Source organism: Pseudomonas entomophila, from assembly GCF_018417595.1.
Taxonomy (GTDB): Bacteria; Pseudomonadota; Gammaproteobacteria; order Pseudomonadales; family Pseudomonadaceae; genus Aquipseudomonas; species Aquipseudomonas entomophila_C.
The window spans coordinates 4,419,983-4,433,287 of sequence record NZ_CP070982.1 but is presented as its reverse complement, the minus strand read 5'-3'; the positions used below and the strand labels follow the sequence as shown (position 1 = coordinate 4,433,287).

The following is a 13,305-nucleotide window of genomic DNA, read 5'->3' as shown; positions in this document are numbered from 1 at the left end:
GGAGTTTCTGTATGCGTCACCCGCTGTTGTTGGCCCTTGGCCTGTTGGCCAGCGCCCAGGCCTGGGCGAAGAAAGTCGACCTCGATTACCAGGTTCGCCTGCTGCCGCAGAGTGGCCAGGCCGAGGTGCGCCTGACCCTGGCCGATGGCGCGGTGGTGCGCAGCCTGGATTTCGACCTGGGTAACGGCAGTGCCTACAGTGATTTCCTGGCCGACGGCCAGTGGCAGGTGCAGGGCGGTCGTGGCATCTGGCGCCCGGCAGCGGGGAAGACCAGCCTGAGCTACCGGGTGCTGCTCGACCAGCAGCCGCGTGGTGCGGCCCATGAAACGCGCATCACGCCGCACTGGGCGCTGTTCCGTGGTGACCAGCTGGTGCCTCCGGCGCGGCTCGACCAGCACGACGGTACCGAGCTGGTGGCGCGCCTGGCGTTCGACCTGCCGCCGGGCTGGAAGAGTGTCGAGACGGCCTGGCCGCGGATCGGTCGGCAGAAGTTTCGCATCGACGACGTCTCGCGCCTGTTCGACCGCCCCACCGGCTGGATGCTCGCCGGCAACCTCGGCAGCCGCCGCGCACGCCTGGGCGAAACCGAAGTGACCGTCGCCGCGCCGCAAGGGCAGGGCATGCGGCGCATGGATACGCTGACCTTGCTCACCTTCGTCTGGCCGCAACTGCAAGCGGTGTTCCCACGCAATCCCCCCAAGCTGCTGCTGGTCGGCGCCCGTGACGAGATGTGGCGTGGTGCGCTGGGGGGCAACAACTCGCTGTACCTGCACAGCGGCCGCCCATTGATCAACGAGAATGGCACCAGCCCGGTGTTGCGCGAGCTGGTGCAGCTGTTCGCCCAGATCAACGACCGCGAGGGCAGCGACTGGCTGGGTGAAAGCCTCACCGACTATTACGCCACCGAGTTGCTGCGCAGGGCCGGTGGCATCAGCGATGACCGCTACGAAGCGCTGCAGGCTCTACGGCATAAGCAGGGTGCGAAAGTTACCCAGCTCAAGGGTGTCAAGGCCGACGCCGCGCAGGTCGCCCGGGGCGTGATGCTGCTCCAGGCGCTGGACCGCGAAATTCGTCTTCACAACCAGGACAAACGCTCTTTGGACGACGTCGCCCGGGCGCTGATGCGCCTGTCCAGTGTCAGCACCGAGGAGTTCGTGCAGATCGCCGAGAACGTGCTGGGGCGCCAGTCCGAGGTGTTGCAGAGCAAGCTGCTGCACTGACTCAGCGCTTCACGCAACCCTGCCGGGGCCGGCTTGCCGGCGAACACCGGCGCAGCCGGTGCCATCCCTGCCGATTACTTGAACTTGGGCCCCGAGCGGGTATTCAGGCCCTTGGCCATGCGGTCATAGAGCACCACGTTGACCGTCGCCGCCAGGTTCATGCAACCCACGGTGGGGATGTAGATGGTCTCTTCGCACCAGGCGCGCACGTCGGCATCGAGCGAGCCGTCTTCGGGGCCGAAGATGTAGATGGCGCGGTCGGGGTGGGTGTACTCCGGCAGCGGCCGGGCACCTTCCACCAGTTCCACGGCCACCGGTGTGCAACCCAGGGGAATGATGCGCTGCAGGTCGTCGATGCCGATCAGCGGGATGTCGTAGTGCACCCGCTTGGTGTCGGTGACGAAGTCGCGGGCGCGCTCGTAGCGCTTGCCGGTGTAGAACACCGAGTTGACGCCGTAGCAGCCCGCGGCGCGCATCACCGAGCCGACGTTCTCCGCCGATTTGGGGTTGAACAACCCAATGCAGCTGTACCGTTTGTTCGCCACCTGTGGGGCCCTTCGCAAAAAAGAGCGCGATTATACGGGCTTGCCGAGGCGGCGGGTGCGGGAATCGACAGTCAGTCCTTCTTCATCAGCGCGCCCAGCCCGGCAAACGGGTTATGGGTGGCCACGGAGGTCTTGGGTGAGCTCAGCGAGCCTTCGCCGAAGTACTGCTGGTCGGTGTAGCGCGAGTGCTCGTTGTCGTGGCAGTACAGGCACAGCAGCTCCCAGTTCGAACCGTCCTGGGGGTTGTTGTCGTGGTTGTGGTCGCGGTGGTGCACGGTCAGCTCGGACAGGCGCTTGCCGGAGAACTCGCGGGCGCAGCGGCCGCAGACGTGGGGGTACATTTTCAGGGCCTTGTCGCGGTAGCCCATTTCCTTGTCGCGCTTGGCGTCGGCGAGGATGCGGTCGAGGCGGGCGGTGGCGTCGGAGGTGGCGCTCATGGTGTTACCTTTCTTCTGATTCAGGCGAATGACGGTTATGCCATCGAGTCTAGCGCGCCTGTGGGGCGGCCGGACAGGCAATTACATGGCATTGGGCTTAGTCTGTAGGAAGGTTCAGACGGGAGGCTGCAGATGTTGCATGTGATCCTTGCCGCATTGTTGCTCGGCACAGTACCCACGGCCGACGCCGCCGGCTTGCAGCAGCGGCCCTTGACGCCGGTGCCGGGCGCGCCCGGCACGCCGACGCCGACCCCCTACCCGCAGATCACGCCCAGCACGCCGCCCAAGGCAGGTGACAACCAGCCGGGAGCGCCACTGCTGCCGCCCATGCCGCAGCCAGGGCCGCCCAAGGACCAACCCTTGCCTGGGTTGCAACAAACAACACCGAAGGGACCGGTCGACGACTAGATCTGTTGCGCCAGGCGCTGGCCGTCCTGCATGCGCAGGCGCCTGGACAAGGCCACGGCCAGGGCGCGAATGATGCGTGCGGCGATGCGTGGGGCGTCATTGATCATCTTGTCCAGCGAGTCGCGGCCCAGGGTCAGCAACTGGCAGTCGCTGGCCGCCACGCAGGTGGCCGAGCGCCGCTCGCCGTCGAGCACGGCCATCTCACCGAAGGCCCGGCCCTTGCGCAGGGTGGCGATTTCCACCTGAACGCCGTTGGCGTCGCGCTTGCGCACCGAAACCACGCCACGGTGCAGGATGCACATGAAGGTGCCGGCATCGCCTTCGCTGAAGATGGCCTGGCCTGCATCGATGGCGGTGAGGCTGAAGTAGCCGGCGGCGGCAAGAAAGTCGCCGGGCTGCAGGGTGTCGAACAGGCCGCAGTCCATGAGCATGTCGCGGATCTCGGCGTTCAGGTGCTGGGCGTCGGGCATGTGTTGTTCTTCTTCGCATGTCGAGAAAGCACCTTTCCCACAGGGGGAGTGTGGTGCTTTCGGGTTGGGTCACCGATCCCTATGGCAACGAAAAACGCGTTTTACACCACGCCCAGTTCATTGAAGACGAACGCATACTCCAGCGCCACATCGCGCAGCCCCTGGTAGCGCCCGCTCATGCCACCATGGCCGGCGCCCATCTCGGTCTTGAGCAGCAGCAGGTTGTGGTCGGTCTTGAGCGTGCGCAGGCGCGCCACCCACTTGGCCGCCTCCCAGTACTGCACGCGGCTGTCGTTGTAGCCGGCGACCACCAGCATGGCCGGGTAGGCCTGGGCGCGGACGTTCTCATAGGGGGCGTAGGCCTTGATCCGCGCGTACACCTCCGGCTCCCCCGGGTTGCCCCATTCGTCGTACTCGGTGACGGTCAGTGGAAGGTCCGGGTCGAGCATGGTGTTGAGCACGTCGACGAACGGCACTTCGGCGATGGCGCAGCGGAACAGCTCCGGGCGCAGGTTGAGTACCGCGCCCATCAGCAGGCCGCCGGCGCTGCCGCCGCTGATGGCCAGCTGTTCGCGGGCGGTGATGCCCTCGGCAATCAGGTGTTCGGCGCAGGCGATGAAATCGCCGAAACTGTTGTGCTTGTGCTCCTGCTTGCCGGCGCGGTACCAGGCCTCGCCCAGCTCGCCGCCGCCGCGCACATGGGCGATGGCGAAGGCCACGCCGCGCTCCAGCAGGCTCAAGCGGGCGTGGGAGAACCATGGGTCGAGGCTTTCGCCATAGGCGCCGTAGCCGTACAGGTACAGCGGCACGGTCTTGTCCAGGTCGACGCGACGGCGCACCAGGCTGATCGGCACCCGCGTACCGTCCTTGGCCACCGCCCAGAGGCGCTGGCTGACATAGTCGTCAGCGTCGAACGGGCCCAGCACCGGGGTCTGCTTGAGCACCTGCTGGGCGCCTGTGGCCAGTTCCAGCTGGCGCACCTGGGCCGGACGGTTGAGCGCTTCGTAGCGCAGGCGGATGCGCGTGCTGGCAAATTCCAGGCTGTCCTGCACATAGAGGCTGTAGGCGGCGTCCGGCAGCTCGACACGGTAGGCCGGCAACCCTTGCGGGTGCACCTCGATGATCGGCAGGCCACCGTCGCGCAGGCTCAGGGACAGCGCCGCAGCGTTCAGGCTGACGCCTTCGAGCATGATGTCGTCGCGGTGCGCCACCAGTACCTGCCACTGCTCGCGGGTCGGCACGCCGTCTGTCGGCGCCTGGAACAGGGCGAAGTTGATACCGTCCTGGTTGCTGCGGATGAACCAGCGCCACTGGCCGTCGAGCTGGCCGTGGTCGGGGTAGTACTCATGGCCTTCGACCCGTGGCGCCAGGCAGGTGAACGCGGCCAGCGGCGTGGCGGCATCGAGCACCCAGGCCTCGCTGGTGGTCTTGCTGTTGAGCAGCAGCACCAGCTGGCGTTCGGAGCTGGCGCGGTAGCAGTGCAGGAAGAAACGCCCGTCGGGCTCCTCGAACACCGTGGTCGCGCCGGCCTCGCCCAGGGTGTGGCGGCGCAGGCGCCAGGGGCGATGGGTGTCGTCCAGCTCGGTGAAGAACAGCGTCTGGCTGTCGTTGGCCCAGGTCATGCTGCCGTCGCAGTCGTCGAAGGGCAGGGTGGTCAGCGCGCCGCTGGCCAGGTCCTTGACGTACAGGGTGTAGACCTCGTCGCCACTGGTGTCGAGGCTGTAGGCCAGCAGGCGGTGGTCGGGGCTGACATTGAATGCGCCGAGGGCGAGGAAACCACCGTTGGCCAGGGCGTTGGGGTCGAGCAGCAGCTCTTCGCGGCTTTCGTCGACCGTGTTGCTGTCGTCAGTTGGGCGTGGGCAGCGATAGTGGCGCGGGTATTCGTCGCCGGCGGTGGTGCGGGTGTAGTAGAGGTAAGGGCCCCAAGGGGAAGGCAGCGACAGGTCGGTTTCCTGGATGCGGCCCTTGATCTCTTCGAACAGCTGTTCGCGCAGCGTCGCCTGGTCGGCCAGGCAGGCTTGCTGGTAGGCGTTTTCTGCGTTCAGGTAGGCCAGCACTTCGGGGGCGTCGCGGTCTTGCAGCCAGGCGTAGGGGTCGTCGCCTTCGGCCGGGCGGGCAATGGGGGGGCGGGGGGCGTTGGGCATTGGGGATCTCTTGGTTGGGGCTGCTGGCCTCTTCGCGGATAAATCCGCTCCTACAGGTGCATGCGATATCCCTGTGGGAGCGGGTTTACCCGCGAAAGGGCCCTGACAGGCTCACTGCGCCGGTAAAAGTGTTTATCATAGGCGTCTCTTTGCCTGGCATGCACCAACACCATGACCGAACACGACTATACGCTGGCCTGGGGCCTGTACGCCGTTGCCGCCCTGGGCTGCCTGCTGGTGGCCTTCAAGCTCACCAACTGGATGTGGCGCTGGCTGCGCGAGCCGCTGCGGGTGCTGGTCGCCGTCCTGCTGTTCACCCCCACCATCGTCGACCCGGTCAAGGACAGCTTCGCCCCGGCCATCGCCATCGGCGCGCTGGATGTGGCGTTCAAGGTGGGCAACAACGAGTTGCGCGCCGCCGCCGACCTGGCCATGTACGGCATGATCGCCTTCGCCCTGTACATCGTTTTCGTGCTGATCCGCTGGCCGCTGGAAAAACGCGCACGCGAGCGCCGCGCCGCGAAGGAGGCCGCTGCCCAGCGTCAAGCAAAGGAAGATGATGAGGTGAGCGTCGAGGCCCCGGTGGCCGCTGACCGCCGTGACCGTTACCGCGACGACCCGGCCCCCGCGCCCGTGCGTCGCTCCGGCCCAGGCCAGGGCCGCGTCGAACCCCGTCTGTAAGCCAGGAGCCGCGAACATGTGCGAACTGCTGGGCATGAGCGCCAACGTCCCCACCGACATCGTCTTCAGCTTCACCGGCCTGATGCAGCGCGGCGGGCGTACCGGCCCGCACCGCGATGGCTGGGGCATCGGCTTCTACGAAGGGCGCGGTCTGCGCCTGTTCCAGGACCCGGCTGCGAGCAGCGAGTCGGAGGTGGCGAACCTGGTGCAACGCTACCCGATCAAGAGCGAAGTGGTCATCGGCCATATTCGCCAGGCCAACGTCGGCAAGGTCTGCCTGTCCAACACCCACCCGTTCGTGCGCGAACTGTGGGGGCGCAACTGGTGCTTCGCGCACAACGGCCAGTTGGGAGAGTTCAGTGGCCAGCGCACGTTCTACTGGCCAGTCGGCGACACCGACAGCGAAGCGGCGTTCTGCGACTTGCTCAACCGTGTGCGCGCCACCTTCCCCGAACCGGTCGAGATCGAACAGTTGCTGCCGGTGCTGGTCGAGGCGTGCGCCGAGTACCGCGGCAAGGGCGTGTTCAACTGCCTGCTCAGCGACGGCGACTGGCTGTTCTGCTTCTGCTCCACCAAGCTGGTGCACATCACCCGCCGCGCGCCGTTCGGTGCCGCCCGGTTGAAGGATGTCGACCTGATCGTCGATTTCCACACCGAGACCACCCCCAATGATGTGGTCACGGTGATCGCCACCGAGGCCCTGACTGAAAACGAGACCTGGCACCGCTATGAGCCGGGCCAATGGGCCCTGTGGCGCCACGGCGAGTGCGTCGCCCACGGGCAGAGCTAAGGACGTCCCGCATGTTCAGAAGCTACTTGCGCTTGCTGTTGTTCACTTTCGGGCTGCTGGCCGGGATCCAGGTCCCGGGGCTGGTCAAGGACTACAGCCAGCGCGTCGAGGCACACCTGTTCGAATCGCGCCAGGCGCTCGACGGTTTCCGTCAGACCGCCCAACGGTTTTTCAATGGCGATCTACAGGCGTTGGTGCGGCACTACCGCAGCAGTGACGATCCGGTGTTCAACAGCGATGCCAACAGCATCGAGAGCCTGTTGATCCGCAATCAACTGCTCGAACACGAGTGGCAGGCGTTGCAGGGCTCGTGGGTGAGCCGCACCTGGCATGTGCTGGTGCAACCGGAACCTGCGCTGCGCGAGGAGACGCTCAAGGGCTATGGCTATCAGATCCTGCTGGTGCCAGAGGCGATTGGCTGGGGGATCGGCGCCGGGTTCGTGCTGGCGTTCGTGGTCGAGAGTCTGTTGTTGCTGGTGGGCTGGGTGATTCTCGGCGGGCGGCGCAAGGTGGTGAAAGAGAGCTGGCGCTAGAGGCCGCCTTGCGGTCCATTCGCCAGCAAGAGCCGCGCTCAACCTGTAGGAGCCGGCTTTGCCGACGAATGGGTCTTTCAGACCAGCACGATTCGCTGCCCGCCCACATCCCTCGCATAGCGCTCCAGCACCTGGCGGCACACGCTCACCACTTCGTCCACCAATGCCACCCCGGTCTGCCAGGCCACCACCAGCTCCAGGCTCGGTGGCGGTTGCAAGCCTTCCAGCAACACCAGCTCGCCCCGGCTCAACTCGCCATCCACCAGTGCCGGCGGCAGGGCGCCGATACCAAAGCCGTCACGCAGCAGCCGGGTGATGGCCGCCACCGAGTTCACGCAGTTCAACCGCGGCGCCTCGGCCCCGGCGCCTTGCAGCAGGCTGAGCACCTCCTGATGCGGCCGCGAGTTCTTCGAGAACGTTACGATCCGCTCGCGGGCCAACTCTGCCAGTGAGGCGTAAGTACGATGGTGCGGCGAGCCGGCGGCGATGATCCAGCCCATCGGGTAGCGCGCCAGGTCCAGGCTGCGGATGGACTGCTCGCGCAGCAGGTCGGTCTGCAGGATCACGTCGAGAAAGCCCTTCTGCAGCTGCTCGCGCAGGTTCAGCGCGGTGTCGGCCACCAGTTCGATCTCCACTTGCGGGTAGCGCTCGGTCAGCTCTGCCACCAGGGCGCTCATCCAGGTATGGATCACCGTGTCCATCACCCCCAGGCGGATGCGTCCGGTCTTGGCCCGGTCGCTGTCCAGCGACTGCTTCATCGCCTTGGCCGTCTCCAGCATGCGCTCGGCGTATTCCAGCACCTTGCCGCCCTCGGGCGTCAGGCTGACTCCACGCGAGTCGCGCAGCAGCAGTTTCACGCCCAGGTCGGCCTCCAGGGCGGCGATGCGGCTGGACACCGAGGCCTGGGTGGTGAACAGCTTCTCGGCGGTGAGGCGAAAGCTCTTGAGCCGGGCGACCCAGACGAAGGTTTCGAGGAAACGTAGGTTCATGATCAGTTTTTCTTGTTCCAGACCGGCGGTTTTTCTCGTTGGACGCAGGTGGCGCGGCCTTCGAACATGATACGCAGGCCGCGACGCCCGACGTCGCCCATAAAACAATACCAACAAGCCGAGGCATCCATGAACCCGACCGGCGTGCAGCAGCAGGCCCCCGCCCGTTCTTCGAGCGGCCCCTTCGCCTGGTACCGCGACATCGACTCCCAGCAACGACGCACCTTCTGGAGCTGCAAGATCGGCTACGGCCTGGACGGCATGGACACCCAGATGCTCAGCTTCGTCATCCCCACGCTGATCATGCTCTGGGGCATCACCACTGCCGAGGCCGGGCTGATCCACACCAGCACTTTGATCGCCTCGGCCCTGGGCGGCTGGGTCGCCGGTATCCTCTCCGACCGCATCGGCCGGGTGCGCACCTTGCAACTGACGGTGCTGTGGTTCGCCTTCTTCACCTTCCTCTGCGGCTTCGCCCAGAACTACGAACAACTGCTGATCGCCCGTACCCTGATGGGCTTCGGCTTCGGTGGCGAGTGGACCGCCGGCGCGGTGCTGATCGGCGAGGTGATCCGCGCCCAGGACCGTGGCAAGGCGGTGGGCATGGTGCAATCGGGCTGGGCCATTGGTTGGGGCCTGACGGCGATCCTCTATGCGCTGCTGTTCTCCTGGCTGCCGGCCGAACAGGCCTGGCGCGCGCTGTTCCTGCTGGGCTTGCTGCCGGCGATCTTCGTGATCTTCGTCCGCCGCCTGGTCAAGGACCCGGAGGTGTATCGCCAAGCCAAGGCCGCCGAAACCGCCGAGGCACCTTCTCACTTCTACGAGATCTTCGCCCCGGGCATGCTCTGGATCACCGTGCGCGCCTCGCTGCTGACCACCGGTGCGCTGGGTGGCTACTACGCCATCACCTCGTGGCTGCCGACCTTCCTCAAGAACGAGCGTGGCCTGAGCGTGCTGGGCACCGGGGGCTACCTGGCCATGGTGATCGTCGGCTCCTATATCGGCTATGTGGTCAGCGCCTACCTCAGCGACCTGTTGGGGCGGCGCAAGAACTTCATCCTGTTCGCCGTGGGCTCGTTCGTCATCGTGCTGCTGTACACGCAGGTACCGGTCAGCGATGGCGTGATGCTGTGGCTGGGGTTCCCGCTGGGCTTCTTCGCCTCGGGCATCTTCAGTGGCATGGGGTCGTTTCTCACCGAGCTGTTCCCCACCCGCATCCGCGGTTCGGGCCAGGGCTTCTGCTACAACATCGGCAAGGTCATCGCCGCGCTGTTCCCCTTGCTGATCGGCCTGATGGGCGAGAAAGTGCCGCTGGGGCTGGGTATCGGCGCGTTTGCCGCAGTCTCCTACGGCGTGGTGATCCTGGCGGCGCTGAGCCTGCCGGAAACCCGCGGCAAAGAACTCCAGGCGCGTTAAGGTAGGCCACATGAACATCGATACGGGAGTCCGCCAGGTGAAACGCCTGCTACTCAATTGCGACATGGGTGAAAGCTTTGGCAGCTGGCGCATGGGCCTGGATGCCGAGGTGATGCCTTACATCGACTGCGCCAACATCGCCTGCGGCTACCATGCCGGCGATCCCGGCACCATGCGCCGCACCGTGGCCCTGGCACTTGAGCACGGTGTGACCATCGGCGCCCATCCGGCCTACCCGGACCTGGTCGGCTTCGGGCGCCGCTCCATGGCGTGCAGCAGCGACGAAATCCGAGACTTGCTGCACTACCAGATCGGCGCGCTGGACGGCATCTGCAAGGTGCTCGGGGGGCGGGTGGCCTACGTCAAGCCCCATGGCGCGCTGTACAACGACATGATGGCCGACCCGCAGAAGCTGCGCGCGGTGCTCGAAGCCGTGGCGGCCTACGACACCAGCCTGCCGTTGATGTTGATGGCCACCGCCGATGACAGTGCGGCCCAGGCCTTGGGCGATGAGGTCGGTGTGCCGCTTTGGTTCGAGGCGTTCGCCGACCGGGCCTATACCGCCAGCGGGCACCTGGTGTCACGGCGCCTGCCCGGCGCGGTGCATCACGACCCGGCCTTGGTGGTCGAGCAGGCCGTGCGCCTGGCCCGTGGCGAAATGCTGGTGGCCGACGATGGCAGTGCCGTGCGTCTGCAGGCCCGCACGTTGTGTGTCCACGGTGACAACGACAGCTCCGTGGCTGCGGTGCGCCAGATTCGCCAGGCGCTCGATGCTTTGGGGCAACCATGAAGGCACGTCTCGAAGTGGTCGCCATCGACAGTTTGATGGTGCGGCTGTTCGACAGCATCGACGAAGCCAACATGCCGTGGATCCTCGCCGCCAGCCAGCGCCTGCGGGCGGCGTTCGGCGAGTGTTTGATCGACCTGGTGCCGTCCTACACCACATTGATGGTTCAGTTCGAGCTGGCGCCGAGTGAGGCGCGCGGGCTGATCCTGCAAGCGCTTGAAGGCTTGCAGCCGGACGCCGGCGATACTGGGCGTCGACACGAAATTCCGGTGTGGTACCACGCCAGTGTCGGCCCGGAACTGCCGGTATTGGCAGCCCGTGAAGGCCTGAGCGAAGCCGAGGTGATCCGCCTGCACAGTGGGCGTGACTACCCCGTGTTCGCCCTGGGCTTCGCGCCCGGTTTCGGCTTCATGGGCCTGGTCGACGAGCGCCTCGCCACGCCGCGGCTGAGCACGCCACGCAAGCGCGTGGCGGCGGGCAGCGTCGGTATTGCCGAGCGCCAGACTGCCGCCTACCCGGCCGTGTCTCCGGGCGGCTGGAATTTGATCGGGCGCACTCCGGTGCGCTTGTTCGACAGGAAGGGGAACAGCCTGTTGCAGCCCGGCGACCGGGTGCGCTTCGTGGCGGTCGAGCATGCGCAATTCATCAACCTGGGCGGTGACGACAGCCCGCTGGAGGCCCAGGCATGAGCCAGTTGAGGATCGAGGCCAGCACGGCGTTGTGCCTGTTGCAGGATGCCGGGCGTTTTGGTGTGCGGCACCTGGGCGTGACCCAGGGCGGGGCATTGGATTGGGTGGCGATGCGTTGGGCCAACTGGCTGCTCGACAATGCCCTGGACAGTGCAGTGGTCGAGGTTGCCCTGGGTGGTTTCACCGTCGTGGCCGAGCAGGATTGCGTACTGGCGCTGGCCGGTGCCGACCTGGACGCCCGCATCGACGACCAGCCGCTGGCGCCATGGCGCAGTTTCCGCCTGGGCAAGGGCCAATGCCTGAGCCTGCGCCAGCCACGGCACGGCGTGCGCGCTTACCTGGCGGCGCCGGGCGGCTTCCAGGGCGAGGCAGTGCTGGGCAGTTGTGCCACCGTGGTACGTGAAGAACTGGGTGGCATCGATGGGCAGGGCAGGGCGCTGAACAAGGGGCAAGTGCTGGCTTTTGGGCCGGGTTTGCCAGTGCTGCGTGAAGTGCCGGAAACACTACGCCCGGTGTATGCGGACAAGCCCGTGCTGGATTTGGTCATGGGCGCGCAGATCGGCGACTTCAGCGGCACCAGCCTGTTCGAGGTGTTCAACCGTGACTGGACGCTGGACAGCCGGGGCGACCGCATGGGTATCCGTCTGCTCGGGCCGCAGTTGGTGTACCAGGGCGTGCCGATGATCTCCGAGGGAATTCCATTGGGCGCGGTGCAGGTGCCGCCCGATGGGCAGCCGATCGTGTTGCTCAATGACCGGCAGACCATTGGTGGCTATCCAAGGCTGGGAGCATTGACGCCGTTGGCGTTGGCACGGTTGGCACAGTGCATGCCGGGGGGGGCGGTGCGCTTCAAGGCGGTGGTGCAAGATGAGGCGTGGCGGGATCAGCAGGTCTATCTGCAACATTGGCGGTGAGGCTGCCGGCCCTTTCGCGGGTAAACCCGCTCCCGCCAGGATTACACCGTACCCTGTGGGAGCGGGTTTACCCGCGAAGAAGGTACCGCTGATCTATTTGGACAGGTAACGCATCCCGTCTTCCAGCCCCTGCAAGGTCAGCGGAAACATCCTGTCCTCGATCAGGTCCCGCACCAGGTGGGTCGAGGCGGTGTAGTCCCAGGCCTGCTTCGGGTACGGGTTGATCCAGATGATTTTCCTGAATTTCTCCATGAAGCGCTGCATCCACACATACCCGGCCTCTTCGTTCCAGTGCTCGACGCTGCCACCCGGCTGGGTGATCTCGTAGGGCGCCATGGCCGCGTCACCAACGAACACCACCTTGTAGTCGTCGCCGTACTTGTGCAGCAGGTCGAAGGTGGCGAAGCGCTCGGAGGTGCGGCGCATGTTGTTCTTCCACACCGACTCGTAGATGAAGTTGTGGAAGTAGTAGTACTCCAGGTGCTTGAACTCGGTCTTGCAGGCCGAGAACAGCTCCTCGCACACCTTGACGTGGGCATCCATCGAACCGCCGATGTCGAACAGCAACAGCAGTTTCACCGTGTTGCGCCGCTCGGGGCGCATCTGGATGTTCAGCAGCCCGGCATCGCGTGCGGTATGGTCGATGGTGCCGTCGATGTCGAGCTCTTCGGCGGCACCCTCGCGGGCGAACTTGCGCAGGCGGCGCAGCGCCAGCTTGATGTTGCGGGTGCCCAGCTCGACCTGGTCGTCGAGGTTCTTGTACTCGCGCTGGTCCCACACCTTCACGGCCTTGCCCTGGCGCTTGCCGGCCTCGCCGACGCGGATGCCCTCGGGGTTGAAACCGCCTGAACCGAACGGGCTGGTGCCACCGGTGCCAATCCATTTGTTGCCACCGGCGTGCCGTTCCTTCTGCTCCTCGAGGCGCTTCTTGAACTCCTCGATCAGCTTGTCCAGGCCACCCAGGGACTGGATCTGCGCGCGCTCCTCGTCGGTCAGCGAGCGTTCGAATTCCTTGCGCAGCCATTCGTCGGGGATCAAGGCCTCGATATGCCGGTCGAGGTTCTCCAGGCCCTTGAAGTAGGCGGCGAATGCCCGGTCGAACTTGTCGAAATGGCGCTCGTCCTTCACCAGGATGGCCCGGGCGAGGTAATAGAACGCGTCCATGTCGGCGAACACCACGCCCTTCTGCAAGGCATGGTGCAGGTCGAGCAGCTCGCGCACCGATACCGGCACCTTGGCCGCGCGCATTTCATTGAACAGGTTGAGCAGCATGGCCCGGCTC

15 protein-coding genes are annotated in these 13,305 nt (G+C 65.8%); 9 read left to right on the top strand and 6 right to left on the bottom strand.

Translation table 11 applies throughout. The features are described from left to right. Window positions 1–11: 11 nt before the first annotated feature. Complete coding sequence (locus JYG34_RS19215; RefSeq protein ID WP_213657881.1) at window positions 12–1,220, top strand: hypothetical protein; 1,209 nt, start codon at window positions 12–14, stop codon at window positions 1,218–1,220. 74 nt (window positions 1,221–1,294) lie between these two features. On the opposite strand, the gene JYG34_RS19210 is transcribed toward JYG34_RS19215, so the two are convergent. Both JYG34_RS19210 and JYG34_RS19205 read right to left on the bottom strand, forming a co-directional pair. Next, on the bottom strand, window positions 1,295–1,765 hold the full coding sequence (locus JYG34_RS19210) for an RNA methyltransferase (protein ID WP_213657880.1): 471 nt from the start codon (window positions 1,763–1,765) through the stop codon (window positions 1,295–1,297). A gap of 71 nt (window positions 1,766–1,836) precedes the next feature. Beyond that, window positions 1,837–2,202, bottom strand: coding sequence for a YajD family HNH nuclease (locus JYG34_RS19205; protein ID WP_213657879.1), 366 nt, complete (start codon window positions 2,200–2,202; stop codon window positions 1,837–1,839). A gap of 132 nt (window positions 2,203–2,334) precedes the next feature. Between JYG34_RS19205 and JYG34_RS19200 the strand changes: the two genes are divergently transcribed. Further along, window positions 2,335–2,610, top strand: coding sequence for a hypothetical protein (locus tag JYG34_RS19200; protein ID WP_213657878.1), 276 nt, complete (start codon window positions 2,335–2,337; stop codon window positions 2,608–2,610). On the opposite strand, the gene JYG34_RS19195 is transcribed toward JYG34_RS19200, so the two are convergent. Together JYG34_RS19195 and JYG34_RS19190 are read right to left on the bottom strand one after the other, a co-directional pair. Further along, on the bottom strand, window positions 2,607–3,080 hold the full coding sequence (locus JYG34_RS19195; protein WP_213657877.1) for a cyclic nucleotide-binding domain-containing protein: 474 nt from the start codon (window positions 3,078–3,080) through the stop codon (window positions 2,607–2,609). The genes JYG34_RS19200 and JYG34_RS19195 overlap by 4 nt on opposite strands. A gap of 101 nt (window positions 3,081–3,181) precedes the next feature. Further along, window positions 3,182–5,224: a S9 family peptidase gene (locus JYG34_RS19190; RefSeq protein WP_213657876.1), complete on the bottom strand. Its 2,043-nt coding sequence runs from the start codon at window positions 5,222–5,224 to the stop codon at window positions 3,182–3,184. Window positions 5,225–5,395: 171 nt separating this feature from the next. On the opposite strand from JYG34_RS19190, the gene JYG34_RS19185 reads away from it, so the two are divergent. The 3 genes from JYG34_RS19185 to JYG34_RS19175 are packed head-to-tail and all read left to right on the top strand — an operon-like array spanning window position 5,396 to window position 7,228. Further along, the gene (locus JYG34_RS19185; RefSeq protein ID WP_213657875.1) at window positions 5,396–5,905 is read left to right on the top strand and encodes an MFS transporter; all 510 of its coding nucleotides are present in this window, start codon (window positions 5,396–5,398) and stop codon (window positions 5,903–5,905) included. 16 nt (window positions 5,906–5,921) lie between these two features. Continuing rightward, on the top strand, window positions 5,922–6,695 hold the full coding sequence (locus JYG34_RS19180; protein WP_213657874.1) for a class II glutamine amidotransferase: 774 nt from the start codon (window positions 5,922–5,924) through the stop codon (window positions 6,693–6,695). Window positions 6,696–6,706: 11 nt separating this feature from the next. Continuing rightward, complete coding sequence (locus tag JYG34_RS19175) at window positions 6,707–7,228, top strand: DUF2937 family protein (RefSeq protein ID WP_213657873.1); 522 nt, start codon at window positions 6,707–6,709, stop codon at window positions 7,226–7,228. Between the two features lie 77 nt (window positions 7,229–7,305). On the opposite strand, the gene JYG34_RS19170 is transcribed toward JYG34_RS19175, so the two are convergent. Further along, window positions 7,306–8,217 carry a LysR family transcriptional regulator gene (locus tag JYG34_RS19170; RefSeq protein ID WP_213657872.1) on the bottom strand — a complete coding sequence of 304 codons (912 nt, stop codon included), beginning with the start codon at window positions 8,215–8,217 and terminating at the stop codon, window positions 7,306–7,308. Window positions 8,218–8,346: 129 nt separating this feature from the next. Between JYG34_RS19170 and JYG34_RS19165 the strand changes: the two genes are divergently transcribed. Genes JYG34_RS19165 through JYG34_RS19150 form a run of 4 tightly spaced genes read left to right on the top strand, consistent with a single transcriptional unit; the run spans window position 8,347 to window position 12,023 of the window. Then, window positions 8,347–9,633, top strand: coding sequence for an MFS transporter (locus JYG34_RS19165; protein WP_213657871.1), 1,287 nt, complete (start codon window positions 8,347–8,349; stop codon window positions 9,631–9,633). A 10-nt stretch (window positions 9,634–9,643) separates the two neighbouring features. After that, window positions 9,644–10,423: a 5-oxoprolinase subunit PxpA gene (locus JYG34_RS19160; protein WP_213657870.1), complete on the top strand. Its 780-nt coding sequence runs from the start codon at window positions 9,644–9,646 to the stop codon at window positions 10,421–10,423. Further along, window positions 10,420–11,109, top strand: a complete 690-nt coding sequence (gene pxpB / locus JYG34_RS19155) for a 5-oxoprolinase subunit PxpB (RefSeq protein ID WP_213657869.1) — start codon at window positions 10,420–10,422, stop codon at window positions 11,107–11,109. The genes JYG34_RS19160 and pxpB overlap by 4 nt, the downstream gene beginning before the upstream one ends. Then, a complete protein-coding gene (locus tag JYG34_RS19150) occupies window positions 11,106–12,023 on the top strand; it encodes a biotin-dependent carboxyltransferase family protein (protein ID WP_213657868.1) in 918 nt (305 codons plus the stop codon). Before pxpB ends, JYG34_RS19150 begins: the two co-directional genes overlap by 4 nt. A gap of 93 nt (window positions 12,024–12,116) precedes the next feature. Here the strand turns inward: JYG34_RS19150 and JYG34_RS19145 are convergent, their stop codons facing one another. Continuing rightward, window positions 12,117–13,295 (bottom strand): vWA domain-containing protein, encoded by a 1,179-nt coding sequence (locus JYG34_RS19145; protein WP_011535086.1) that lies wholly within the window; start codon window positions 13,293–13,295, stop codon window positions 12,117–12,119. Window positions 13,296–13,305: the final 10 nt, after the last annotated feature.